Genomic DNA, 25,157 nt, shown 5'->3' on the forward strand with positions numbered 1-25,157 from the left:
CCACTGTGCACACGAGGCCGGATGGATCACCACCGTAAGACGGCGACCCCGCACACAAGAACGACGTTCGGTAGGGATTCTGTGAAACAGCGGCGCTAGTTGGCAACCCGCGCACGTTGCCCGCTCATGGCGTTCCACCCATACGTCCGCATTCCTTCAGGACATCACTGCTGGCCCGGATAGGGCGGATTGTTCTGCTGCTGCCCCGCCGGCGGCGACCCATAGGGCGGGTAGGGCGCCTGCTGTGGTGAATAGGGCTGCTCGGGATACTGCTGCGTCCCGGATGGCGGAGGCCCATACGGCGACGGATACGCCGACTGCTGCTGCGGATACCCAACAGCTGAAGCCGGCACGGGCTCGGACTCCACGGCGGCCCGTCGCCGAGACCGTACGACGGAGACCGCGACCGCTGCCCCGATGAGCACAGCTGCACCGACACCCAGCGCGATCCACAAGCCGGTACCGCTGTCGTCCTCGCTCGCCGCGGGGGCTGCCGCTTCGGTGGGCTGCTTCTCACCCTCGCCATCAGGGCCGGGTGCGGCCTGGGAAGCGTCCGGCGAGGGCGACTTGGGAGCCGCGGCAGCAAGATCAGGCAACGGATAGACATCGGCAGGCCCGGGATCGCCGGGATTGGTCAACGCAATCCGCGGCCGAACCATGCCGTACCCGATGACGTCATTGCGCTCGGCCCCACTGGTGGGTCCGCCCGCGGTGTTGAGCATGACGCGGAGCACCTGGTTGTTGGTCCACTGGGGGTACTTGGACCAGATCAACGCGGCGGAGGCTGAGGCAAGCGCGGTGGAGGCACTGGTGCCGTCGCCCTTGCAGTAGGCATTGCCTCCGGTATCCCCAACACAACCTGAGAGGACGTCCGCGCCGGGTGCCGCCAGATCCACCAGAGGGCCACGGTGGGACTGCTTGGTGCCATTGATCTTCTTGTCCACAGCCGCGACACCCACGACACCTGGGGAGCCAGCCGGGTGGTCAATGGGCGAAGACCACCCATCGTTCCCCACGGCGGCGAAAATCAGCGCCCCCTTCCCCAGCGCATACTTCACTGCGTTGGGAAGAAGGTCGCCTTCGCTAACAGGCCTGCCCATCGAAATACTGATGACCTTGGCGCCTTTGTCAACCGCATGACGAATCGCTTGAGCCTTGGCCTGGTCGGGAGTCGGTCCACCGCCTCCACCCAAGGGAACTCGAATGGGAAGGATCTTTACCCCTGGCGCGAGCCCGAAGGCACCATCACCACCAGGTCCCTTCCCCGTCCCGGCGATAAGGGAAGCCATATCGCTGCCGTGCTTTCCGTAGTCGTCCCGTTCGTCGCCAGCGATGTTCGTAAAGTCCGCCCCTCCCGCCAGAACTTGGCCCTCCAGTTCCGGAAGCGCCGCAATTCCCGTATCGATGACAGCTACCGTCACGCCCTTACCTGTGCTGATCTTCCACATCTCTTCAGCACGCATCGTGTCCAGATGCCACTGCTCAGATCGCACTGTTTCGGCATGGGCCGGGGTCGCTGCGGCGACCACCAGCAGCAACCCCATTGCACCCGACATAACCCCGCTATATCGAGCGACTCGACCGCTGCTGGTAGGCATCTACGTCCTCAGACCGTCTTCTTGTTGTAGGAGTTTCAGTCGATCACAGGTGGCACAACCCGACGATTGCCCTGCTGCCAGGTCTCTTCGTCCTCTGACAAGTAGTCCGGACGCTCGCCACTCTCATCCTCATGTCGAGAGCCGGCCCGATTGGCGCCAACCGCACCAGCCCCTGCCCGGCCTGACGGGGACTGGTCACCGGCACCCCTGATGAGACCGGACCCGCCGGGCGTGAACGGACGGGCACTCGACTGCCCGGATTGCGGTTGCCTGCCTCCGACGACACCACCCGTCTCCGATGCGAGGCGCCTTCCGCCGGAGACACCGCTCTGGTCAGCGCCCCCCATGGGACCACCGCCGTACATCCCACCGGGCATGCCTGCCATGCCCCGCCCCATCGCACCGCCACGAGCACCAGTGGTGCCCTCGGTACCGATTACCGTTCCCCGGGGGATGGCACCTGTTGGGTTGCTCGTGGTCGGCATGACGGGCTTTCCGCCGACGATCCCGCCTTCGCGTGGAATCGGCATTCTGGAGCCGGTCATTCCGGACGCCCCCACCTGTCCGATCCCGCCGACGGAACCGATCTGGCCAGCCGGCAATGCGCCACGGCCGCCTGAGACACCCTTGGCCGTGGCGGATCCAGAACCAGCGCCGACTACACCTGGACCACCGGGGTTCCTGGTGAATGTCGGAGGAATAGCACCAGGTAGCACTGTGCTGGCACCTTCGGGCTTTGTGGGCACAAAGCCCGAGCCAGGCGTCTGAGATTGCGTTGTCGTGGTCGGCGCCAGCGTGTCCACACTGTCGATCTCCATACCGACTGGCTGGCCAGTGGGCTGACTGCCCGGTGGCCCGCTAGGCCGCACGGTTTCCGTTGCGTTCTGTGGCGGAACGAAGCTCGTGCTGTCTGGCTTTGCAGCCGTCTCAGCATATGAACTCTGAGCCGAACGCCTCGGATTCTCCGTACCGGTGTTGATGGTTCGCGAGTTCTGCTCAGCACCGTCTCGATAGACTCGACGACTCTTACGCTGGTCGTCCGGCACAAACTGTCCCGGCGGCGGTGGAAACGTCGGGGCCTCCGCCGCCCCGATGACGAAGGTCGAGAAGGAGTACGACTGGGCCAGCTTGTTCATCTGCTGGACGGCCTGGGCGTGGTCTTCGCGGACCTTGGCCTGGGCCGGGCCGAGGAGTTCCTTGTAGTCCGGCATGTTGCGGAACTTGTGGGCCGCCTCGATGTTGCCCTTCGCGGTCGCGTCCACCGGCGGCATGTTCTGCTTGACCTCGCGGAGCGTCTGCGCCGCGTGGCCCATCCACGTGCCGCCGACGTTGCTGTACGTCCCCAGTTGGAGGGTCGCCTTCCAGGCGCCCTCGCCCCACGCCTCCATGGCCTTTCCGGCCTCGCCCTCCCAGGGGACGCCGGTGATGTAGGTCTTGAGGTCCTCACCGATCTGGGTGATGGTCTTGGCCGCATCCGTCAGCTGGGCGGAGAGCGTCTCCAGCGTCTTGGGGTTGGCCGCCTCCACCATGGCGAGCAGCTGCTCATGTGTGTGGGCCTCGAAGTCGGTGGTTCCGAAGAGACTGCCCAGAATTCTCAGCGGTGAGAAGAAGCCCCCACCGCCTGGAGTCGATTCAGCGCCCATGACGTCATCCCGCCCTTCCCCGTGTCCCCGTGATCCCCGTGAAAAACCGCATCAGGAAGCGCCGCCGCTCGTGTCGCCGGCACCGTCCTGCTTGGGCTGCGCGTCCCCGGACTGCTCCGGCTGCTTCGGTTGCTCGGGGTCTGACGCGCGGCGCTCTGCTTCACGCCGGTCATAGGCCTCGCGAGCGTCCTTGCTGATGGTGCGCATCCGCTCCTTGATGTCTTCTTCGATGTTCTGGTAGCCCTTGGTAGAGCCCTGGACCGCGATGCTCAGGCCCTCGATCTGGCCCGCCAGTCCCTTGGACAGGTTCTGGAGCTCCGCGTGGACCTTCTGGTATATCCCGTGGAGTGCGGTGGCCTCGCTGAAGCCCACGCCAAGGTCGCCCGCCGGGACCGCGCCTTCGTTCATCCTGTTGGGCGCGGCCGGTGAACTCTCCAGCTTGACCAGCAAGTTGTCGACGCGATCCTTGAACTTGACCAGTTCATCGGCGTCAACATCCAGATCCTTGCCGCCGCCACCCTTGCTGGGCATCGGCGTCGGTCGGCCATAGACCGGCCGCCCCGTCCCGTCGTCCTCCGCCACGAACGCCTCCCCGTTGACAAACGTCTACGAGGTTCACTTTACCGATCGCCACCGACAACCCGCATCTCTGGATTGCAGCTGCAATGCCCTTGCCCAGTTACGAGTTGGGGACGGCGGCCACCGCGGCCTGGGGGCGGATCGGGAGCCGGTTGATGGGACGACCGGTCGCGGCGCGGACCGCGGCGGCCACGGCCGCCGGGGAAGTGACCACCGGTGCGGCACTTGCCGCCTTCGCCCCGAAGGGGGCGACGACGTCGCGTTCCTCCACGAGTTTCACGATGCGAATGTCGGGAGCGTCCAAGGATGTCGGGAGTGCGTAGCCCGTCAGATCGGGGTGGCGGAGCACTCCCCGGGCCGTGCGGAGATTCTCGGTCAGGGCCGTACCGACGCCCAGGGTCACTCCGGCCTCGATGCGGCTGGCCAACTGTGCCGGGTTCAGTACCCGGCCCACGTCCTGAGCCACCGCCATCTCCACGACTCGGACCGAGCCGATCTCGATGTCCACGTCGACCACGGCGCGTACCGCGCAGAACGCCATGCCGACGAAGGCGTCGCCCTGGCCGAACTCGTCCAACGGCTCGGTGGGGTGCGGCCGGCACTGGGCCGTCGCCCACAGTTCCTTGCCGTCCATCGCCTCCGTCACCGTCGTGGACAGCACACCGTCATATGAGGTGATCTTGCCGTCGGTGATCTGTAGGAGCTCCGTGGACATGCCGAACTTGTGGGCCAGCGGCTGGAGCAGCTGCGTACGGACCATCTTCGCCGCGCGTTCGACCGCGCCGCCCGAGACCCAGGTGTGGCGGCCGTGGGCCGCAGGGCCGGCGGGGGGCTGATCGGTGTCGACGGAGGCCACATGGACCTCTTCCACTCCCAGGGTCTCCTGGACGATCTGGCGGGCGAGGGTGGCGAAGCCCGATCCCGTGTCGACGGCCGCGCAGATCACGGTGGCGACCCCGTCATGGACCTTCACGGTGGCGGTGGAGACCTCGTCGGCGCCCTCGGCGCCGAGCATATGGACCATCCCGAGGGCGTAGCCGACGCCCCGACGCACCGCGCCCGGTTCGCCGGCGCCCTCCGGGCCGCCCGGCAGCAGCCACTCGTCCTCGGGGGTGTCCTTGGGCAGCGGGGGCAGCGGGAAGTCTCGTACCGCCTGAAGCAGTTCGGCCACGGGTGCCGGGCAGGTCACGGTCTGGCCGGTGGGGAGGATGTCACCGGTCGCGAGGACGTTGCGCAGTCGGATCTCGGCGGGGTCGATGCCCAGTTTGATGGAGAGCTTGTCCATCTGGGCCTCGTAGGCGGCGCACACCTGCATCGCGCCCTCGCCGCGGACATGGCCCGACGGGGGGTTGTTGGTGCGGACCGCCCAGCCCTCGATGAAGGCATGCGGGACCACGTACGGGCCGCAGGCGAAGGCGACCGCCGCCGCGAGTGATTCGGCGGAGGAGTCCCCATAGGCGCCGGCGTCGAGGAGGAGTTGGGCTTCGACCTTCACCAGCCGGCCCTCCTGGTCCGCGTGGTGGCGGTAGCGCAGCAGGGTGGGGTGGCGGTGGGCGTGGCCGAGGAAGGACTCCTCGCGGGTGGCGGTCAGCTTGACCGGGCAGCCCGTCTTGAGGGCCAGCAGTCCGAGGGGGAGTTGGAAGCCGGGGTCCTCCCGGTCGCCGGTGGCGCCGGGAACACCGGTCACCACGAGCTTGACGCGGTCGGGTTCCAGTCCGAAGCAGGAGGCGGCCAGATCGCGGTCGGTGTGCGGGTCGGTGGAGGCGACGTACAACTCCACACCGCCGTCCGGGCGCGGTACGGCGAGTCCGGCCTCCGCGCCGATGGGGGCGGGGTCCTGGCGGCCGATGCGGTAGAGGCCCTCGACGATGATGTCGCCCGTGACGTCGGGGTCGCCGTATCGCAGCGGGATATGGCGGATGAGGTTGCCGTCGGGGTGCAGGGGCTGGGCCTCGAACGCCCGCTCGGGGTCGGTGACCGGTTCCAGCACCTCGTACTCGACGACGATGGCCGCGGTGGCCAGCCGCGCGGTGTCGGGGTGGTCCGCGGCGATGGCGGCGATCGCCTCGCCGTGGTGACGGATGATCTCGGAGGCGAAGACGGGCCGGTCGGCGATCCGTCTGCCGTAGGAGGTGTCACCAGGGATGTCCTGATGGGTGATGACAGCGCGGACGCCCGGCATCTCCAGCGCGCCCGATGTGTCGATCGAGATGATGCGGGCGTGGGCGTGCGGGGAGCGCAGGATGGCCGCCCACAGCAGGCCTTCGGCCCAGAGGTCGGAGGCGTAGGGGAAGGTGCCCTCGGTCTTGGCCCGGGCGTCGGCGGGCGGCAGGGAGATCCCCAGACCCATGGCCGGGGGTTCCGGTCGCGTCGAACCCGAAGACCCAGCGCCGACCCCGGAAACCGAACCGGCCGTCCGGGACGTCGCGGTGGTGGCCGCGTCGTTGCTCACGCCATGCCTCCGTCATGCGGGTGGGGCTGCACACTACCGGCACCGGGCGGGGCCTGGTGCGGAATGCGGGCTTCCGGAGCCGGGTCGGCGCCGGGAGCTTCGTTGGCCTCCGCCGCGGCGGCCGCACTCGCCTCGCGGCCGGCGACCACTTCCGCCACCGCGTCGAGCACGCCGCGGTAGCCGGAGCAACGACAGAGGTTGCCGCACAGGGCCTGACGGGCTTCCAACTCGGTCGGCGAGTGGTTGCCCTCCAGCAGATCGTGCACGGTCATGGCCATGCCGGGGATGCAGAAGCCGCACTGAACCGCTCCGCAGGCAGCGAGGGCGCGCTGCACATCGGAGGGTTCACCATCGGTCGCGAGCCCTTCGACGGTGCGGACCTCGGAACCTGCCGCGGTCGCCGCCGGGACCAGGCAGGAGGCCACGAGCCGACCGTCGACCTGGACGTTGCAGGCACCGCACTCACCCTGGGAGCAGCCGTCCTTGGCACCCGCGAGGCCCAGGCGCTCCCGCAGCACATAGAGCAGGGACTCACCGATCCACGCGTCCGTGACCGGGCGATCGCTGCCGTTGACGCGCAGTACGTAGGAGGTGGGCGGATGCTCATCGGGGGGAGGGACGAGCAACGCCGCTGACGGGTCATCGGCGTCAGGCTCCGCGTCGAATCCCTCGGCCTGGGGATCGACCGTGTCGGTCGACGCGTCGAAGGCGACCGGCTGCGGGTCAGCGCCCGCGTCGACCGGCTCCGCTCCCCCTTCGACCGTCGGCGCCGTCTCGGCGGATGGTTCGACCGGTCCTGTCGGCCGTTGTCCGGCCGCGGACGGATCTGGTTGCTCCTGGGGCCCCGGAGGCCGCTCCGCGGCCGGCTCCCGCGCCTCCTCGGCCTCCTCGGCCTCGGGCTGGCCCGAGTGGCCGTGTGACTCGGCGCTGGCGGGCGCCGGGGGGTCTTCGGCCGGGCCCGGGTCGGACGGGTGCTCCTCGGCGGAGGCTTCCGGAAGTCCGGACGGCTCGGCGGCCTCGGGTCGCTGGGGCTCGGTGTCGGGTGCACCGTCGGCCACCGCCGTGTGTTCCACCGGCGCCTCGGCGGACGCGGAGGCCGGTGGCTCCTCGACCGACTGCGGGCGGGACGATCCTGCCGCGGAGGCCTCCGGCTGGGGGGCTTGTTGTGCCAGGGGCTCACCTGGCTGCTCATGCTGCTGGAGCTCACCCGCCCAGGGCGCGGGCGCCCCACCCGGCAGGGTCGCCGAGGGATCGGTCGCCCAAGGCGCCGTCGCCCCACCCGGCAGGGTCGCGGGTGCGGAGCTCCACTGGGACTGGAGCATCGCCCGGGTGAACTCCCCGGTCTCCTCCGGCAGGTTGTTGCCCGCCAGCGGAATCGACCACTGGCCGGTCGCGTCGGAACCGACCGGCCGGGGCTCGGCAGGACGGTGTTCCGCCTGGGGGAACGCCCACTGCCCGGTGGCGTGCGCGTCCGCCGTCGGGCCGCCCTGCGGCTGGTGCGACGGGTCATGCCAGACATACTCGCCCGTGTGCTCCTGCGCCTGCTGCGCGGTCGGCCACGCGGGCGCGGACGGGGGCCCGTTGGGCGTCAAGGGCGTGATCATCGGGGGTACGTATCCGTGCCCCGGAGCCTCCAGCGGAGCGGCGTGCGGGACATCCTCCGTGGGCAGTTGAACAAAAGCCGTGCCCTCGGGGTCGTACTCACCGTGCGGCGTCGGCTGCCAGCCGCCGTGCTCGTACGAGTGTCCCGGCGGCGCGGGCGAGCGTCCCTGCGGGTGCTCCTCGTTGCTCATGACAGCGCCCTCCCCAGTGCACGCCGGGCCAGTGCGGCGACGGTGCGCCGCAGATGCAGTACTGCGGGCGGGTGCACCGGCTGTTCGTCGCCGGGCAGACCCGGTTCCGGGTCCGGGATGCAGGCCGCCGCGACATAGTCGCCGAACGCGGTCAGCGCCTCGGTGGTCAGCCCGCGCCTACCGTCCCAGTCGATCAGTGAGGCGATCCAGCGTTCCGCCTCCAAGGGCCGCAACGGCATCGGGGCGATGGCCCCGACCGCGCATCGCACCCCGCGGCGCGCCGGATCGAGGACGACCGCGACGGACGCGGTGGCGCGGCCCGGGCCGGTGCGGCCGGTGGCTTTGAGGAATATCTGGGGGGCGTGCAGCAGGGGCACCCGTACGTAACCGATGAGTTCGGCCGGTCCGAGCATGTCCCGGCCGGCGAGCAGATGGGCGACGGGGATCTCGCGCCGGCTGCCCTCGGGCCCCGCGATGATCAGGTCCGCCTCCAGGGCGGCCAGGACGGGCAGGGTGTCGCCCGTCGGCGCGATGGAGGCGATGTTGCCGCCGAGGGTGCCGGCGTTGCGGATCTGCGGCGGCCCGGCGGCGCGGGCTGCTGCGGCCAGGCCCGGGATGAGGGCGGCGAAGTCGGGTCGCCCCATGCGCGCATGGGTGAGCCCCGCGCCGAGCAGGGCGTGACCGTCGAGATAGCGCCAGCCTCGGATCTCACTGATCCGACCGAGGCCCACAAGTCCCGCGGGCCGTAGTTGGCCCTTGTTGACGGCGGCCATGAGGTCGGTTCCGCCGGCGACCGGTACGGCCGCCGGCATGGCGGCGAGCGCAGCCACGGCCTCGTCGAGCGAGGTCGGCAGCGTCACCGACCGCGGTGTCTGCGGTGCGTGTGTGGTCACCCAGCTGCCCCTTCCCGGTGTCCGGCCATCCCGCCTGTGTTGCCGTACCGTACGTGCTCACAGCCCGGACGTGGCAACTCTGGCACATCTTCTGAGACGACCGGCGGGAGGGTCCACGAAGGACGCATCTATGCCGGATGCCCTGTTGATTAGGCGATGACCCGATTTGGCATGTGCTGGGCACTGCATCGGGAATTACCGCCGACGGATGGTTTCCGCGCCGCTTGTACGACCTTCCGCACGAGCGTTCTTTCTGCCCTTTCCGTGGAGTCGTGCTGAGATCCATGGTGCCGTGCCGCTTAGCGTCCGCTGTCGCCCGCGGGGTCGGCCGCACGGCCCGGGATGGTCCGCACCGCCCGGGGCGGGGGCGGCTCGGCTCCAGGGGCAGCGATCCGACCTCGGTCATCCATGGCTCACCCGTCTAACGCCGGTTGTGAGCTCCGGGGTTGGAAGGGGTGGCGGGTCCCGAAGTGGCGACACGCCTGGTCGCGGCCGCCGGATCCTGACCGGCACGGGTGGGGAGCGTCCGCCACCGGGAGGCTTGACCTCGCACGGCTTCGCCACGGCTCGCAGGATCGGGACTCACACGGTCGGGGGTGCTCCCTCGCGCGGGAATCCCTTCACCCCTGGTCGTCGCTGCCATGGCAGCGGTCCACCCGGAGGCCGGTAGTCGACTCCGAGTGCGTCCAGCCGCTGGTAGTGCTCGACCATCCGTCGCTCGAAGTCCTCGAAGTCACGTGCCGCGGGCGCGGGCAGCGCGGACCAGGCGACCTCGGCGAAGGCGACGAGTCGGGGGAAGACCTGGTAGTCGACGCGGGAGCGATCCTGCATGACCTCGGTCCAGACATTGGCCTGGGTACCGATGATGTGGGCGGCGGCCTCGGGGGTGAGGCCGGGCGGCACCGGCTCGAAGCGGTAGATGTCCTCCAGGGTGCGGACGTACCCGATGGGCATCGGCTCATCGGGGCCGCCGTCCTGGCGGTGGTCCAAATAGACCTGCTGCTCGGGACACATGACGACGTCATGGCCGGCCTCGGCGGCGGTGATCCCGCCCGCGTACCCGCGCCAGGAGGAGACCGTGGCACCCGCCGCGAGACCGCCTTCGAGGATTTCGTCCCAGCCGATCAGCCGGCGGCCACGCGCGGTGAGCCAACCGTCGAAGTGACGGATCATCCAGGACTGGAGTGCGTCCTCGTCGGCGAGACCGAGTTCGGCGATCCTGGCCTGGGCGGTCGGGGACTGCTTCCACTGGTCCTTGGGGCATTCGTCGCCGCCCATGTGGATGAACGGTGAGGTCTCCACGGGAAAGAGCTCAAGAACCTCTTCAAGGACGCCTTCATAGAAACGAATCGTATGGTCCGTCGGGGCAAGGACATTCGGATTGATGCCCCAGGTCTCCCAGGGGGAAAGGGCAGTCGTGTCAATGACATCGGTATTGCCGAGTTCCGGGTAGGCGGCGATGGCCGCCTGTGAGTGACCAGGGATATCGATCTCAGGGACGACGGCGATATGGCGCTCGGCCGCATAGGCGACGATCTCACGAATGTCGTCCTGGGTGTAGTAACCACCGTATGGCTTCTCGTCCCAGAGATCGGAGAAACGATGCCCCCATTTGGTGCGGGCCCGCCAGGCGCCGACCTCGGTGAGTTTGGGATAGCGCTTGATCTCGATGCGCCAGCCCTGGTCATCGGTGAGATGGAAGTGGAAGACATTCAGTTTGTGGGCGGCGAGAAGATCGAGATACCGCAGGACATCTGTCTTATGGGTGAAGTGGCGTGCGACATCCAGCATCAGCCCGCGCCAGGAGAAGCGGGGCCGGTCCTCGACGGTCTGCTCGGCGAGGCGCAAGCTCGGCCCACCGGCGAGCTCCGCTTGTCGAAAGGCGCTCGGCCCCAGGAGTTGACGGAGGGTCTGCGCACCCCAGAAGACGCCCGCGCCACCACCCCCGCGGATCTCGACTCCCCAGCCGGGTCGGATCCGCAGCCGATACGCCTCGGGCCCCAGGGTCGCGTCCCGCTCGTCGACGACCAGCCGGATGGCGTTGCTCGCCCGCGTCGGGTCCTCGGCCGTCCCCTGGGCGAGGGGCAGCCCCAGCGCGGGGGCGAGGGTGGAGCGCAGCCAGCGTTCGGTGGTCTCGGTGCCTGGCCCCGCGTAGAGCGTGGTGTTGGTGTCCGGCGCGAATTCTCCGCGGTGGGGACCGTCGAGGGAACTCGGCGCGGGAAGGAGATTCACTGGGGTTCCTTCGAGGGGCATGGATGGGTCCTCCATCTTGTCGCTGGGTGGGCACCTTCCGGCGTTTACCGGGCGGGGCTCAGTCCTTGACCGCGCCGCCGAGTCCGGAGACGAGTCGCCGCTGCACCAATACAAAGAAGATCAGCACGGGCACGGTCATCACGGTGGAGCCCGCCATGATGCCGCCCCAGTCGTTCTCATCGGGTTTGAAGAAGACCAGGAGCGCCATCGGCAGGGTTGACTGCGAGGTGTCGCTGATGATGAAGGACTTGGCGAACAGGAAGTCATTCCAGGTGGAGATGAACGAGAAGACACTCGTCGCGACCAGCCCGGGGAACACCAGCGGGAACAGGATCTGCCAGAGAAAGCGCGTTCGACTGGCGCCGTCGATGTAGGCCGCTTCCTCCAGTGCTTCCGGAACCGCCTTGACGAATCCCCGCAGCATCCAGATGGCGAAGGGCAAGGAGAAGGCGATGTGCGGGAGGATCAGCGACCAGAGCGTATTGAGCTGGCCGGTGTCGCGCATCAGGAAGAACAGCGGAATCGTCAAGGCCTCGATCGGAACCATCTGTGCCACCAGGAACATGATGAGCAGGGTGGTACGGAACTTGAAGCGAAACCGAGTGACCGCCGTCGCCGCGAGAAAGGCGATCAGTGCGGACGCGAGCACCACCACGCTCGCCACAAAGAGGCTGTTGAGGAAGTAGCGTCCGAAGTCCTGCTGTTCGAAGACCCGGCGGAAACTGTCGAGCGAGGGTGACAGTGTCCAGGGACGGGCCTCGGTGGACTGGATCTCCCCCGCCGGTTTGAAGGCGGAAAGGACCATCCAGTACAGCGGAAAGGCCACCACGACGGCGATGACGAGCGCGGACACCTCGGCGGCGAGGCGCCAGGGGCGGCGTATGCGCAATTGGCTCATACGGCTCACAGTTCTTCTCCCTGACGTCGCAGCAGGCGCAGATAGACAAGGGTGACGGCCAGCAGAATCAGCAGCATGACGACGCCGATGGCCGAGCCCAGGCTGTACTGCGAGGAGGCGAACGCCTTCTGGTACGCGTAGACATTGAGCACGAGGTTCTGGCCCGCGACGCCTCCGCCATTGGTCATCACATAGATCTGGGTGAAGACCTTGAAGTCCCAGATGATCGACTGAATGGTGACGACAACGAGAATGGGGCGCAGCATCGGCGCCATGATGGAACGCCAGATGCGCCACTGGGACGCACCGTCGAGTGAGGCCGCCTCCAGGACTTCGGAGGGAATGGCCTTGATGCCCGCGTAGACGGTCACCATGACGAAGGGGAACGAGCACCAGACGACTTCGAAGAGGACCAGGGCGAACGCGCTGTAGCGGCCGTAAGTCCAGGAGAAGTCGCCGAGGCCGAGCAGTCGGTTGACCGGGCCGTAGTCGGGGTCGAAGAGGAAGACCCAGACGGTGGAGCCGGTGACGGCGGGGGTGGCCCAGGCGCCGAGTGCGGCCATCATCAGCACGAGCCTGGGGATCGCCCTGACGCGGGTGAGGAGCACGGCGAGGGCGCAGCCCACCGCGAGGGTGGCGATGACACAGGAGGCGGCGAAGACGACCGTCGCCAGCAGGACCTGCCAGAACTGGCTGTCGGAGAAGAGTTCCTGGTAGTTGCCGAGCCCCTTGAAGGTGGTGGGCTCACCACCGCTCACCTGGACCTGGGTGTATTCGAGGAACGAGATCAGACCGAGTTGGTAGATCGGGTAGACCAGCAGTCCGGCGAGGACGACGATCGCGGGCGCCAGATAGAGCCAGGGCGTCCAGCGCGAGCCGTGCCGGCCTGAGGGGCGGCGTTTCTTGGGGCGGCCCGCCGGGGCCGGCGCGGTCTTGGTGACCGCGGCCGGCCCGGGGGCTGTCGCTTGGTGCGTCATATTCGGTCAGCCGCTCGTGTCAGCCCGCGGCCGAGAAGGCTGCGTCCATCTTCTTGGCCGCGTCACCCGAGGCGGTGGCCACGTCCTTCTTGCCGCTGACGATCTCCTGGAACATCGTCGGCAGGACGAGGGAGGCATCGATCTGGCCCCAGCCCGGGGATGCCGGGACGAACTTGGCGCCCGCGCCGAGCGTCTTCACGAAGGGCTCGACGAACGGCTCCTTCGCCGCGACCTCGGTCCTCACATCGCTGTAGGTCGGCAGGAAGCCCATGGCGTCGAAGAGCTTGCGCTGGCTGTCCTTGCCCGTGATGCGCTTCATCAGGTCGACCGCCAGGGTGCGGTGGCTGCTGCTCTTGAGTACGCCGATGTTGTTGCCGCCCGCGAACGCCGGGGCGATCTCGCCCGCCTTCAGCCCGGGCAGCGGAACCACCGCGTACTTGCCCTTGACCGTGCCGTCCTCGACCGCCTGGTGGCTGAAGTCACCGCCGATGGCCATGCCCGCCTTACCGGAGGCGAAGGCGGTGACGGTCGCGTTGCCGCCCATGGTGGCGCACTTGGCGGCGGGGCAGTTGTCGTCGCCGAAGAGGGAGGTGTACGCCTTGATGCCCTTCTGGGACTCGGCGCTGTTGATGGCCGACTTGTAGGAGCCGGCCCCGCCGGAGGCCAGCTCACCGCCGTGGGACCAGAGGAACGGCATGGCGCCGTAGGTGTACGCGCCGCCGACGGCTATGCCGTACAGCTCGGGCTTGGCCTTGCGGATCTTCTTCGCGGTGGAGATCAGCTCGTCCTGGGTCTTGGGGGGCTGGAGGCCGAGCTCCTTGAAGACATCGGTGCGGTAGTACAGCGCGCGCACACCGACGAAGAGGGGGGCGCCGTAGATCTTGTCGTTGACGGTGACCGACTGGGTGGCGGTCGGGTCGGTGTCCTTGGCCTCGTCCCAGGCCTTGAACTCCTTGCTGATGTCCGCGAGTCCGCCGTCCTTCACATAGCCGGCGGTGTCGGTGTTCCCGTACTCGATCAGGTCCGGTGCGCTCTTGGGGTCGTTGAAGGCCGCCTTGATGCGCTGGGCCCTGGTCTCGACCGGGATGTACTCGACCTCGACCTTGGAGCCCTTGTTCTGGGCGGTGAAGGCGGCGACGGCCTCGTCGACGACCTTCTTCTTCGGGTCGTTGTTGACCTCCTGGAAGAGCCAGACGCGCAGGGTGCCTTTCTTCTCGTCCTTCTTGGCGCTGTTGTCCGAGGTCTGGGGGGCGCAGGCGGTGGCCGTGAGGCCCGCCAGCACCAGCGCCGCGACGGGTGCGGCGAATCGGGAGCTGAGTTTCATGGGCGGTCCCCTACCAGTAGATATTGCAACATGCGCAACGCACGTTTCGTTCTCCACAACACGCAGGAGGCTAGAGCGGGGACAAGACAGGGACAAGAGGTCTCAACCACTCTGTGACGTGCGGATGCATCCTGTGCAACGCAACAGCTCGGCCGGGGGCCGGAAAGCCGGATCACCGACACCACCGCGGGCGCGGTCGCGGAACGCGGGCCGTGTCGACCGAACGGGACAGGGGCACGGGTCGGGGGCACGGGTCGGGGGCACGCGGCTCAAAGCACGCGGCAGGGCACGGGCCATGTCGGGCGGGCGTCACCGACAGCTGGGCGGAGGGTACGACAGCGACCGGAACACGGTTCGGCGCACCCAGGGGGCGGGTCAACCAGCGCGGCGGCGAAGCAGTGGACGGGCGAAACGGTCAGAGCGCGGTACGGCTCCGAGGGCAGCGCATCAACGCGCGCCCTCGGAGCCGTACCGCCGAAGTCTCAGCAGCCTGAGGAGCAGAAGCCTCAGAAGCAGAGGCCTCAGAAGGTGTCGCCGGGACGTCAGGAGTCCTTGCCGCCCTTGCCGCCCTTGTCGCCGCCGGGGCCCATCGACTCGTAGATTTCCTTGCACATCGGACAGACCGGGTACTTCTTGGGGTCGCGCCCCGGTACCCAGACCTTGCCGCACAGTGCCACCACGGGAGTGCCGTCGAGGGCGCTCGCCATGATCTTGTCCTTCTGGACGTAATGGGCGAAGCGCTCGTGATCGCCGTCGCCGTGCGACACCTGCGGCGTCGGCTCTACAAGGGTTCCCGTCCCTGTCCCGCGGTCGGGCTCAAGAGTGCTCATGAACTCCAAGAATACCCGGACCGCGGACCCTCGGGCTCCAGCGGTCCCAGCCGTTTGCGGCGCCTCGATCGACACCAGGAATACCATCCCAAAAGGGGCGTCAGACAGTAAGGCGTCCCGCGGCTCCTGCCGCTGGGGCGTTCATGAGTGCGACGGGTGGCCGGCCAGCGGTCGGGGCCGGGTCAGTTGAGGGACGGATCATCGGGGTAGGTGGCGAACATGGCCAGTTCATTGCGCTGCCGGCGCAGGACCTCCCGCCACAGCGACTCGGGCCGCGGGGACGAGACATCACCGGGCTCGGACTCCACGACGTACCAGGCGCCGTCGCCGAGTTCGACCTCCAACTGCCCCGGGCCCCATCCCGCGTACCCCGCGAAGATCCGCAGCGACCCCAAGGCCGCTCCCAGCAGTTCGGGCGGCGCCTCCAGATCGACCAGCCCGATCGCCCCGTACACCCGGCGCCAGCCGAGGGGGCCTTCGTCGCCCGGGATGACGGCGACGCCCAGGGCCGAGTCCAAGGAGACCGGGCCGCCCTGGAAGACCACCCCCGGTTCACCGGCGTGCGCGGCCCAGGGCGCGAGGATGTCACCGACACCGACCGGCGTCGGACGGTTCAGGACCACGCCGAGCGAGCCCTCGTCGTCGTGGTCGAGGAGCAGAACAACCGCGCGGTCGAAGTTCGGGTCCGCGAGGGCTGGTGTGGCAACAAGCAATCGCCCTGTGAGCGAGGACACCTCGGTCATACGAAACATGATCCCGCATGTTCGACGTCTACGGGGGCAGGGTCGCCACAGTCGGTGCGACGCATTCGAGGACGGGATACACCGAACCACCACGCTCCCGTACAGATGGTGACCCTCTGCAAGCCTTGATGGACCGAGCGTGGTGTACCCAAGTCATTACACCGCTGAGGGTCCTTGCCCATACAGGCCACGGGCCCAGGCCCCTTACCCTTTCCTCTGACCCTCTGCCCGTCCCTCCCCCTTGCTGCGCTGGGGGGACCCCCTCCGGAACGCGAGATTCATGACCGGCACAGACGATGTACTGCTTGTCCACGGCGGAACCCCGCTAGAGGGCGAGATCCGCGTCCGCGGCGCCAAGAACCTGGTGCCGAAGGCCATGGTCGCCGCCCTCCTCGGCAGTGAGCCGAGCAGACTGCGCAATGTGCCAGACATCCGCGATGTGCGGGTGGTGCGCGGACTCCTCCAACTGCACGGTGTGACCGTCCGCCCCGGCGACGAGCCCGGCGAACTGGTGCTTGACCCGACCTATGTCGAAAGCGCCAACGTCGCCGACATCGACGCCCACGCGGGTTCTTCGCGCATTCCGATCCTGTTCTGCGGCCCGCTGCTGCACCGGCTCGGCCACGCCTTCATCCCCGGGCTCGGCGGTTGTGACATCGGCGGCCGCCCGATCGACTTCCACTTCGACGTTCTACGGCAGTTCGGCGCGAAGATCGAGAAGCGGGCGGACGGACAGTATCTGGAGGCCCCGCAGCGACTGCGCGGCTGCAAGATCCGGCTGCCCTATCCCTCGGTCGGCTCGACCGAGCAGGTGTTGCTGACGGCGGTGCTCGCGGAGGGCGTCACCGAACTGTCCAACGCCGCGGTGGAGCCGGAGATCGAGGATCTGATCTGCGTGCTCCAGAAGATGGGCGCCATCATCTCGGTCGACACCGACCGGACGATCCGGATCACCGGCGTCGACCGACTCGGCGGCTATGCGCACCGGGCCCTGCCGGACCGTCTGGAAGCCGCGTCCTGGGCTTCCGCGGCGCTGGCGACCGAGGGCAACATCTATGTACGGGGCGCCCAGCAGCGTTCCATGATGACCTTCCTCAACACCTTCCGCAGGGTCGGCGGCGCCTTTGAGATCGATGACGAGGGCATTCGCTTCTGGCACCCCGGTGGCTCCCTCAACGCGATCGCGCTGGAGACGGACGTCCACCCCGGCTTCCAGACGGACTGGCAGCAGCCGCTGGTCGTGGCGCTGACGCAGGCCTCCGGGCTGTCGATCGTGCACGAGACGGTGTACGAGTCACGGCTTGGCTTCACCTCCGCGCTCAACCAGATGGGCGCACACATCCAGCTGTACCGCGAGTGCCTGGGCGGCTCGGACTGCCGCTTCGGCCAGCGGAACTTCCTCCACTCGGCGGTGGTGTCCGGGCCCACCAAGCTCCAGGGCGCCGATCTGGTGATCCCCGACCTGCGGGGCGGATTCTCGTATCTGATCGCCGCACTGGCGGCCCAGGGGACATCCCGGGTGCATGGGATTGACCTGATCAACAGGGGCTACGAGAACTTCATGACCAAGTTGATGGAGCTCGGCGCCAAGGTCGAACTGCCGGCCAAGGGCCTGGCCTGAGGCTCTCGCCCCCCATCTGGGCACCTCGGCTCCCCCGGTGGGGTGCCGAGGTCCCGGCTCTGCCCTGGAATCCCTGCCGCTGAGTGGTGCTCAAGGCTCTTCAGGACCTCTCAAGGCCTGGCACAGGGCCCTTTGCGGACGAGCGGCCCAGTACACACGGCCCTCGCGGACGCGTGGGCGGTTCATCGGGGCGGCGTTCCCCAGCAGGGTTGCCGTCGGTTTGGCCGTCCCCCTGGGTGGTCCCCCTGGACGGGCCGTCGGCGATCGCGGTTTTCTGCCCCTGGCACGGTTTCAGATGCCGGTGGGCCTGGACTGCTCCCCGGCCCACCGGCAGGTGTCCTTCCCGGAGGCCCGTCGGCCGCGGTCCCCAGCGGCCCCCGCGGTTGGCGCGGTAGCCACCCTGAGCACCTGGCGTAGCGAGGCGAGCGACCTTGAGGAAGCACTCGGTCCCGGCAGCCCCAGGAAGCAATCGGCACCCCTGAGGTGATGCCCCCGGTTCCAGAAGGGCCCGGCTCCCTGTGGTGAGCCCCCGGCCGGAACGGGCCCGGCCCCCGTCGACGAGTACGCCCCTGAGCAGCGGTCCAACCCACCGAGCGACCCCACAGCGGCAGCCAGCCCCTCATACGACCGCAGAGGGCCCAGCAGCCTCGCCGGGCCCCGCGGCCTCCAGAGCGGGCCCAGAAGCCGCTCACGGGCGGCTCAGGGTGCATGCATGGCATGCACAAGGGCGGCCCCCCGGTTGGGGAGCCGCCCTTGTAGCGCCAAGTGGCGTAAGCCGAAACCGCTTACTTGCCCTTCGCCGCTTCCTTCAGCTTCGAGCCGGCCGAAACCTTCACGCTGTAGCCGGCGGGGATCTGGATCGGGTCGCCGGTCTGCGGGTTGCGCGCGGTACGAGCCGCACGGTGCGTGCGCTCGAAGGTCAGGAAGCCGGGGATGGTGACCTTCTCGTCGCCCTTGGCAACGACCTCACCGACGGTCTCGGCGAGGGCGGCCAGAACGGCGTCGGCATCCTTGCGGGTCACCTCTGCGCGGTCGGCCAGCGCGGCCACCAGCTCACTGCGGTTCATGTTCTTACTCCCGTGTTTCTTCTTGCCTATGAGGCGTGAGATCGAAGCCGATGCTGCCAGGGCCCACTGACAGTCCCCGGACCAGGGTCTACGTCAGACCCTCGCGCCCAGTTACGCATCCTGCCCCCACCAACGGCGGGAACGCCAATCCGGCACCCGCCAGAGTCACACGAAAAGCGCCACTGCCACGTCGTGGTGACGTTCCGTCCACAGGGTGGGGACTCCTCGGAGCCACTGGGGCCATGGTCCGCCACCCTAGATCGGCAGTCAGGGCCGGGCATCCCGCGACGCGCCGACGGTCAGAGAGACGTGGGGCCCGTCACAGTGGTGCCGGCGGCCTTGGCGGCCGTACGGACCGCTCCGGCGACCGCGCCCGCGACCTTGTCGTTGAAGACCGACGGGATGATGTAGTTGGGGTTCAGCTCGTCCTCGGTGACGACATCAGCAAGCGCTGTCGCAGCGGCGAGCATCATCTCCGTGTTGACGGTCCGGGACTGGGCGTCCAGCAGACCGCGGAAGACACCCGGGAAGACCAGCACGTTGTTGATCTGGTTGGGGAAGTCGGAGCGGCCGGTCGCGACAACTGCCGCGGTCTGGCGTGCGATTGCCGGGTCGACCTCGGGGTCCGGGTTGGCGAGCGCGAAGACGATCGCGTCCTTCGCCATCCCGGCGACGTCGTCCGCTGCCAGCAGGTTCGGCGCGGAGACACCGATGAACACATCCGCCCCGGCCACGGCCTGCTTCAGCGTGCCGGTGACGCCCTCGGGGTTGGTGTTGTCGGCGATCCAGCGCAGCGGCGAGTCGGCGGCCGCGTCCACGAGGTCTTCACGACCCGCGTGCACCACCCCGTGGATATCGGCCACGACCGCGTGCTTGACGCCCGCCGCGATCAGCAGCTTCAGGATCGCGGTGCCGGCCGCGCCGGCTCCGGACATGACCACGCGCACATCGCCGATGCCCTTGCTGACGACGCGCAGCGCGTTGGTCAGCGCGGCCAGCACGACGATCGCGGTGCCGTGCTGGTCGTCGTGGAAGACCGGGATGTCCAGGGCCTCACGCAGCCGGGCCTCGATCTCGAAGCAGCGGGGGGCGGAGATGTCCTCCAGGTTGATACCGGCGAAACCAGGGGCGATGGCCTTGACGACCGCCACGATCTCGTCGGTGTTCTGGGTGTCCAGGCAGAGCGGCCAGGCGTCGATGCCGGCGAAGCGCTTGAACAGGGCGGCCTTGCCCTCCATCACCGGGAGCGCGGCCTTGGGGCCGATGTTGCCGAGGCCGAGGACGGCGGAACCGTCGGTGACCACGGCGACGGAGTTGCGCTTGATGGTGAGGCGGCGGGCGTCTTCGGGGTTCTCGGCGATCGCCATGCAGACCCGCGCCACACCCGGGGTGTAGATCATCGACAGATCGTCACGGTTGCGGATGGGGTGCTTGGACGCCATCTCGATCTTGCCGCCGAGGTGCATCAGGAACGTACGGTCGGAGACCTTGCCGAGGGTGACGCCCTCGATGTTGCGCAGGCCTTCGACGATCTCCTCGGCGTGCGCGGTGGAACTCGCGGCGATGGTGACGTCGATCCGCAGCTTCTCATGGCCGGACGCGGTCACATCCAGACCGGTCACAGATCCGCCGGAGGACTCCACGGCCGTGGTGAGCTGGGAGACCGCGGTTCCGCTCGCGGGCACCTCCAGCCGGACCGTCATCGAGTACGAGACGCTGGGCGCCGTTGCCATGACCGGATTCCTCTGCTTTCGCTAGCTTCATTGCTACGCGTCCGCGGCGGGGCAGCCCCGGCGGACGCATTTCGATGGTCGCACCTACCTGCCGGTAGCAGGTAATAATGGTCCTTTTGTTTCCGGAACCATTCTTCCACGATACGAGAAAAGTGGCCGCTGGGGGTGGTAACCCCGCGTTATGAGGACCTCATGAGAGCCACGTGCGGCCCATATGTGAAAAGACCCACGTCACCGGGTGGGTGACGTGGGTCTCAACGGAGCCTGGAAGAAGAAAGTGACACCGACCCGCCATGCTCGCCTCGCGGCAAGTGGTCGCTCGAAGCGACGAAGGTTGGGCCCGGGGGCTTGGATCGAGCCGGTGTCACGTCCAATCTAACAAACCACCCCGGTAAGTGATTCCCCCAGCGCGGGTTGACTCCGTGTCAGTCGGATGTCGCCCCCGATCGGGCGGGCCTGGAGCTGCTCGAACCGGGGCAGGAACGCTCGGGCCCGACGTGCCTCCGTACGGGTCCCGAGCGTCCGCGCATCCGTCAACCCCGCAGCAGTTCGGGTACGCCCTGCGCATCGGGCTCGTCGCGCCGCCCGGAGATCACCGTCAGCTCCTGGGTCGCCCGGGTGAGGCAGACGTACAACACGCGCAGCCCGGCCGCGGTGTTCCCGGCGATCTCCGCCGGGGAGACCACCACCGTCGCGTCGTACTCCAGACCCTTCGCCTCCAGCGAGCCGAGGGCCACGGCCCGCTCCCCCAGCCCGGTCAGCCATCCCGCGGCCTCTTCTCGACGGTTCATGGCGACGACCACACCGACCGTGCCGTCCACCCGGGCGAGGAGCCGCTGGGTCTCCTCCCGTACGACGGAACCGATGGCGGCGTCCCCCACGGCCGTGAACCGCGGGACGACCCCGGTGGAGCGGACCGCCGTCGGCGACTCCATCCCCGGCATGGCACGCGCCAGCACCCTGGCGGCCAGTTCGGCGATCTCCGCGGGGTTGCGGTAGTTCACGGTGAGCTGGAATCGGCGGCGCGGACGGCTGCCGAGGGCCTCCTCACGCGCTTCGACCGCCTCTTCCGGGTCCGGCCAGGAGGACTGGGCGGGATCGCCGACAACGGTCCAGGTGGCGTGGCGCCCACGGCGCCCCACCATGCGCCACTGCATGGGGGTGAGGTCCTGGGCCTCGTCGACGATGACATGGGCGTACTCGGTGCGCTCGGCCGCCAGCCGCTCCGCCCGCTCGCGCTGGGTCTCCTCGCGCTGGGGCATCAGCTCTTCCAGACCGGTGAGCTGGTCCAACGGATCGAGCTCGCGCTTCTTACGGGGCCGGTGCGGAGTGCCCAGGAGCAGTTGCAGCTCATCGAGGATCGCCACGTCGTGGACGGAGAGCGGCCCCTTGCCGTCAGCGCCGGCACGGCGCAGCGACCGGGCCAGCCGGCGTACCTCACCGGGGGTGAAGATGCGCCGGGCCCATCTGCCGAGCCGTCGCTCGTCGGCCATGGCGACCAGCAGCCCGCGCGGGGTCAGCTCGGGCCACCAGGCGTCCAGGAACCGAATGAAGTCGTCCTCGGTGGTGATGTCCTCGTCGAAGGAGGAGCGCAGCTCGGCGGCGAGTTCCGGGTCGGCGTGCCGACCCGCCGCGCCCGACTTCGACCACAGGGCGTCGAGCAGCAGCCGGCGGGCCCGGGGGCGGAGCAGATTGACCGGGGCGGTGCCGCTGAGGACGGACTGCCGAATGCGGTCCAGGTCCCCGGCCTCCAACTCCAGCCGGCGGCCGAAGGCGACCACGCGCAGCCGGTTGGGCGTTCCGCTGGCGGGTTCCTCGTCGAGGGTGAGTTGGCCGTTGCGCACGGAGACGGTGGGGCCGGAGCGCTCCAGCGCACCCCGGGCCGCTTTGCGGAGCACCTTCAGCATCCGGGCGGAGCCCTTGAGCCGGGCGATCTCGGGGGTGTCGTAGACGGTGGCCTCGGCGCCGTCGACCAGATTGCCGACCGCACGGATCGCGACCTGGCCCTCCTCCCCCAGCGACGGCAGGACGCCCTCGGTGTACGCGACGAGCAGCGGAGTGGGCGAGACGATCAGGATGCCGCCCGCGTACCGCCTGCGGTCCTGGTAGAGGAGGTAGGCGGCGCGGTGCAGCGCCACCGCGGTCTTCCCGGTGCCGGGGCCGCCTTCCACATGGGTGACGGAGGCGGCGGGTGCGCGGATCACCAGGTCCTGCTCGGCCTGGATGGAGGAGACGATGTCGCGCATGGTGTGGCTGCGGGCCTGGCCGAGCGCCGCCATCAGCGCTCCGTCGCCGATCGCGGGCAGCGGCGCGCCATCGAGTGTCGCGGTGAGTTCGGGACGCATCAGGTCGTCCTCGACCCCGAGCACACGGCGGCCCTTGGAGCGGATGACCCGGCGACGTACGACACGGCCGGGATCGACCGGGGTGGAGCGGTAGAAGGGCGCGGCAGCGGGGGCGCGCCAGTCGATCACCAGCGGTGTGTAGTCGGCTTCCAGGACCCCGATCCGGCCGATGTGGAGCGTCTCGGCGATCTGGGCGGTGTTGTTCGGCGCCACGGCGTCGTCGGCGGTCTCGATGGAGGTGAACGCACCATCGGGGCCCTTCTTGCCGTCCTTGCCGAGGAGCAGGTCGATCCGGCCGAAGAGAAAGTCCTCGAACTCGTTGTTCAGCCGATTGAGGTGGACTCCGGCGCGGAAGACCTGGGCGTCTCGCTCGGCGAGTGCGCCAGGGGTGCCGACCTGGCCCAGTTTCGCGGCGTCGCGCATCAAAAACTCTGCCTCGTGGATGTTCTCTTCCAGTCGGCGGTAGACCTTGTCCAGATGGTCCTGTTCGATCTCGATCTCGCGGTCCCGGAGCGATTGGAGCTGATCGTCCTGGAGCGAACCGCCCCGAACAGATCTCTCGCTCGGGTGTGGGTCGACAGCTTCAACAGCGTCGACAGCGGCTTCCTGCGCGGCCACCGAGGGCCCCCTTCTGACGTGCACTGGGCAGCCGTCAACCGTACGCGAAGGGGGCGAATCTGTCAGGCGTCGATTTCCACCAATTTCTGGTTGTCGAAGGTACGGACTTCGAAGCGGTCGATCTCATTGCGCTCCATGGCCGCGCCACCGTGCACGTACAACGGATTCTTGGCGGACTTGTTGGGGCTGTCCACAATGCCGTAACCCCACTTCGGAACCGCCCAGGAGGTCACGACTTCCTCCTCGCCGGTCTTGGAAATGGCGATCAGCGAGCACTTCAGCGGTCCCTTGACGTTCTTGAGTTCCAGAACGGTGTGGGTGCCCCAGCCCTTCTTCTCCATGCCGACGGTCGCGCTGACGTTCGTCTTGGTGTCCGTCGCCTTGATCTTCTCGTCCATATGGTTGAAGAAGGCGTCCTCGGCCGGGGAGGTTGGTTTTGCCTCGACCTTGGTCTTGGCCCCGGAGTCGTCGGCGGTGGCCAGGACCGCGGCGGCGGGGCCTCCGATGATCAGCGCGGCGGCCGCGGCGATCAGATACATCCCGCGCCGACGGCGAGCGGCCCGTTTGGCGGCGACCTCATCGAGCAGGCCGTTCAGCACCTTGGGACCCGGCGGGGCGGGAATGATCGGAATGGGCCTCGCCGGCTGCTGCCCCGCAGCGGACTGCGGATACTCGGTCGACGACGGTGGATACCCGTCCGCCGACTGCTGGTAGCCGGAGGAGGCGCCCGCATAGCCGGGTGGGGACTGCTGATAGCCGGCGGGTGGCTGGAACGGATCGCTCCAGCCGGCGTTTCGCGGCCCGGGCAGATTCACCACATTGGGCCCTGACGCCTGGAACGGGCCGGACGGCACCTCGGCCAGCATCGCCAGCATGGGCTCCATGCCGGCGAACTCCTCAAGGTGGGTCGCGCAGATATCGCACCCCGCGAGATGCATCTCGAACGCCGGTACGTCCGCGTCGTCGAGTATGCCGAGCACATACGCGCCGACGGCATCGTGCACGGACTCCGGCTCAGGCGTGGTCATGCCGTGACCCCCCTCTCCTCCAGTGCGAGTTTCATGGAACGGAGTGCGTAGAAAACCCGGGAACGCACCGTCCCACTGGGTATGCCGAGTGTCTCGGCCGCTTCATTGACCGTACGCCCCTTGAAGTACGTCTCGACAAGTACTTCCCGGTGGGCGGGTGTCAAATCATCGAGCGCATCTGCGAGCGTCATCAGCCACAACGCCTTGTCGATCTCGTCCTCCGCGGGCATGACCTCAAGCGGCGACGGGTCAACCTCCTGCGGCCGGGCCTGCCGGCTGCGGTGACCGTCGATGACGATGCGGCGAGCCACCGTCACCAGCCAGGGTCGGACAGAGCCAGTTGCTCGGTTGAGCTGACCGGCGTTCTTCCAGGCACGGATGAGCGTCTCCTGTACGACGTCCTCGGCCCGCTGGCGGTCACCCGCGACGAGGCGTAGTACATAGGCAAGCAGAGGTCCCGCATGTTCGCGATAGAGCGCGCGCATGAGTTCCTCATCAGGTACTGAGGAATCCGAGCGCGGTTTCTCGCTGCGATGGCGGGCCCTGTGCGGACGGTCATCGGCCACGGCCGCATCTTTGCGCACCTGCAACCTCCCGGTCGAGACCCTGACTTCGGCTGATGCTTGTCCCCCTCCTCTACGGAGGAGGTCGGCGAGTCATTCAAAGCCGAGCCAAGAATCTTTCAAGATTCTTGGCGGTCCCGACTGGTCCTATTCTGTTGTGGATGGCGGCAGTTGATGGCCTTTCAGCTCTTTGGGATGA

At 68.3% G+C, this 25,157-nt stretch carries 18 protein-coding genes; 1 reads left to right on the top strand and 17 read right to left on the bottom strand.

Annotation, left to right across the window (positions count from 1 at the left end):
• Positions 1-164: 164 nt before the first annotated feature.
• The 12 genes from NBG84_RS28990 to NBG84_RS29045 all read right to left on the bottom strand — a co-directional run bounded on the left by NBG84_RS28990 (position 165) and on the right by NBG84_RS29045 (position 15,983).
• Positions 165-1,556: a S8 family serine peptidase gene (locus tag NBG84_RS28990; protein ID WP_250922575.1), complete on the bottom strand. Its 1,392-nt coding sequence runs from the start codon at positions 1,554-1,556 to the stop codon at positions 165-167.
• Positions 1,557-1,633: 77 nt separating this feature from the next.
• A complete protein-coding gene (locus tag NBG84_RS28995; RefSeq protein ID WP_250922576.1) occupies positions 1,634-3,241 on the bottom strand; it encodes a WXG100 family type VII secretion target in 1,608 nt (535 codons plus the stop codon).
• Between the two features lie 51 nt (positions 3,242-3,292).
• Positions 3,293-3,823 carry a hypothetical protein gene (locus NBG84_RS29000; protein ID WP_250922577.1) on the bottom strand — a complete coding sequence of 177 codons (531 nt, stop codon included), beginning with the start codon at positions 3,821-3,823 and terminating at the stop codon, positions 3,293-3,295.
• Positions 3,824-3,920: 97 nt separating this feature from the next.
• A complete protein-coding gene (locus NBG84_RS29005; RefSeq protein WP_250922578.1) occupies positions 3,921-6,272 on the bottom strand; it encodes a xanthine dehydrogenase family protein molybdopterin-binding subunit in 2,352 nt (783 codons plus the stop codon).
• Complete coding sequence (locus NBG84_RS29010) at positions 6,269-8,065, bottom strand: 2Fe-2S iron-sulfur cluster-binding protein (RefSeq protein WP_250922579.1); 1,797 nt, start codon at positions 8,063-8,065, stop codon at positions 6,269-6,271. The genes NBG84_RS29005 and NBG84_RS29010 overlap by 4 nt, the downstream gene beginning before the upstream one ends.
• On the bottom strand, positions 8,062-8,958 hold the full coding sequence (locus NBG84_RS29015) for an FAD binding domain-containing protein (protein WP_250922580.1): 897 nt from the start codon (positions 8,956-8,958) through the stop codon (positions 8,062-8,064). The genes NBG84_RS29010 and NBG84_RS29015 overlap by 4 nt, the downstream gene beginning before the upstream one ends.
• Before the next feature lie 582 nt (positions 8,959-9,540).
• Positions 9,541-11,211, bottom strand: a complete 1,671-nt coding sequence (locus NBG84_RS29020; protein WP_425608717.1) for a beta-N-acetylhexosaminidase — start codon at positions 11,209-11,211, stop codon at positions 9,541-9,543.
• Positions 11,212-11,269: 58 nt separating this feature from the next.
• Entirely contained in the window at positions 11,270-12,109 is an 840-nt protein-coding gene (locus tag NBG84_RS29025) for a carbohydrate ABC transporter permease (RefSeq protein WP_250922655.1), read from the bottom strand.
• 5 nt (positions 12,110-12,114) lie between these two features.
• Positions 12,115-13,086: a carbohydrate ABC transporter permease gene (locus NBG84_RS29030; RefSeq protein ID WP_250922582.1), complete on the bottom strand. Its 972-nt coding sequence runs from the start codon at positions 13,084-13,086 to the stop codon at positions 12,115-12,117.
• Between the two features lie 19 nt (positions 13,087-13,105).
• Complete coding sequence (locus NBG84_RS29035) at positions 13,106-14,410, bottom strand: extracellular solute-binding protein (protein ID WP_250922583.1); 1,305 nt, start codon at positions 14,408-14,410, stop codon at positions 13,106-13,108.
• Between the two features lie 542 nt (positions 14,411-14,952).
• Entirely contained in the window at positions 14,953-15,240 is a 288-nt protein-coding gene (locus NBG84_RS29040; protein WP_250922584.1) for a DUF3039 domain-containing protein, read from the bottom strand.
• 182 nt (positions 15,241-15,422) lie between these two features.
• Positions 15,423-15,983, bottom strand: coding sequence for a YqgE/AlgH family protein (locus tag NBG84_RS29045; RefSeq protein WP_250922585.1), 561 nt, complete (start codon positions 15,981-15,983; stop codon positions 15,423-15,425).
• Between the two features lie 280 nt (positions 15,984-16,263).
• On the opposite strand from NBG84_RS29045, the gene murA reads away from it, so the two are divergent.
• Positions 16,264-17,604: a UDP-N-acetylglucosamine 1-carboxyvinyltransferase gene (gene murA, locus NBG84_RS29050; protein WP_250922586.1), complete on the top strand. Its 1,341-nt coding sequence runs from the start codon at positions 16,264-16,266 to the stop codon at positions 17,602-17,604.
• Between the two features lie 785 nt (positions 17,605-18,389).
• Here murA and NBG84_RS29055 read toward each other — a convergent pair.
• The 5 genes from NBG84_RS29055 to NBG84_RS29075 all read right to left on the bottom strand — a co-directional run bounded on the left by NBG84_RS29055 (position 18,390) and on the right by NBG84_RS29075 (position 24,979).
• Positions 18,390-18,671, bottom strand: coding sequence for an HU family DNA-binding protein (locus tag NBG84_RS29055; RefSeq protein WP_004571953.1), 282 nt, complete (start codon positions 18,669-18,671; stop codon positions 18,390-18,392).
• Between the two features lie 299 nt (positions 18,672-18,970).
• Positions 18,971-20,404: an NAD-dependent malic enzyme gene (locus NBG84_RS29060; RefSeq protein WP_250922587.1), complete on the bottom strand. Its 1,434-nt coding sequence runs from the start codon at positions 20,402-20,404 to the stop codon at positions 18,971-18,973.
• A 533-nt stretch (positions 20,405-20,937) separates the two neighbouring features.
• A complete protein-coding gene (locus NBG84_RS29065; RefSeq protein ID WP_250922656.1) occupies positions 20,938-23,241 on the bottom strand; it encodes a HelD family protein in 2,304 nt (767 codons plus the stop codon).
• 188 nt (positions 23,242-23,429) lie between these two features.
• The gene (locus NBG84_RS29070; protein WP_250922588.1) at positions 23,430-24,395 is read right to left on the bottom strand and encodes an anti-sigma factor family protein; all 966 of its coding nucleotides are present in this window, start codon (positions 24,393-24,395) and stop codon (positions 23,430-23,432) included.
• Complete coding sequence (locus tag NBG84_RS29075; RefSeq protein ID WP_250922589.1) at positions 24,392-24,979, bottom strand: sigma-70 family RNA polymerase sigma factor; 588 nt, start codon at positions 24,977-24,979, stop codon at positions 24,392-24,394. The genes NBG84_RS29070 and NBG84_RS29075 overlap by 4 nt, the downstream gene beginning before the upstream one ends.
• Positions 24,980-25,157: the final 178 nt, after the last annotated feature.

Origin of the sequence: Streptomyces albipurpureus, from assembly GCF_023701525.1 — a bacterium.
GTDB lineage: Bacteria > Actinomycetota > Actinomycetes > Streptomycetales > Streptomycetaceae > Streptomyces > Streptomyces albipurpureus.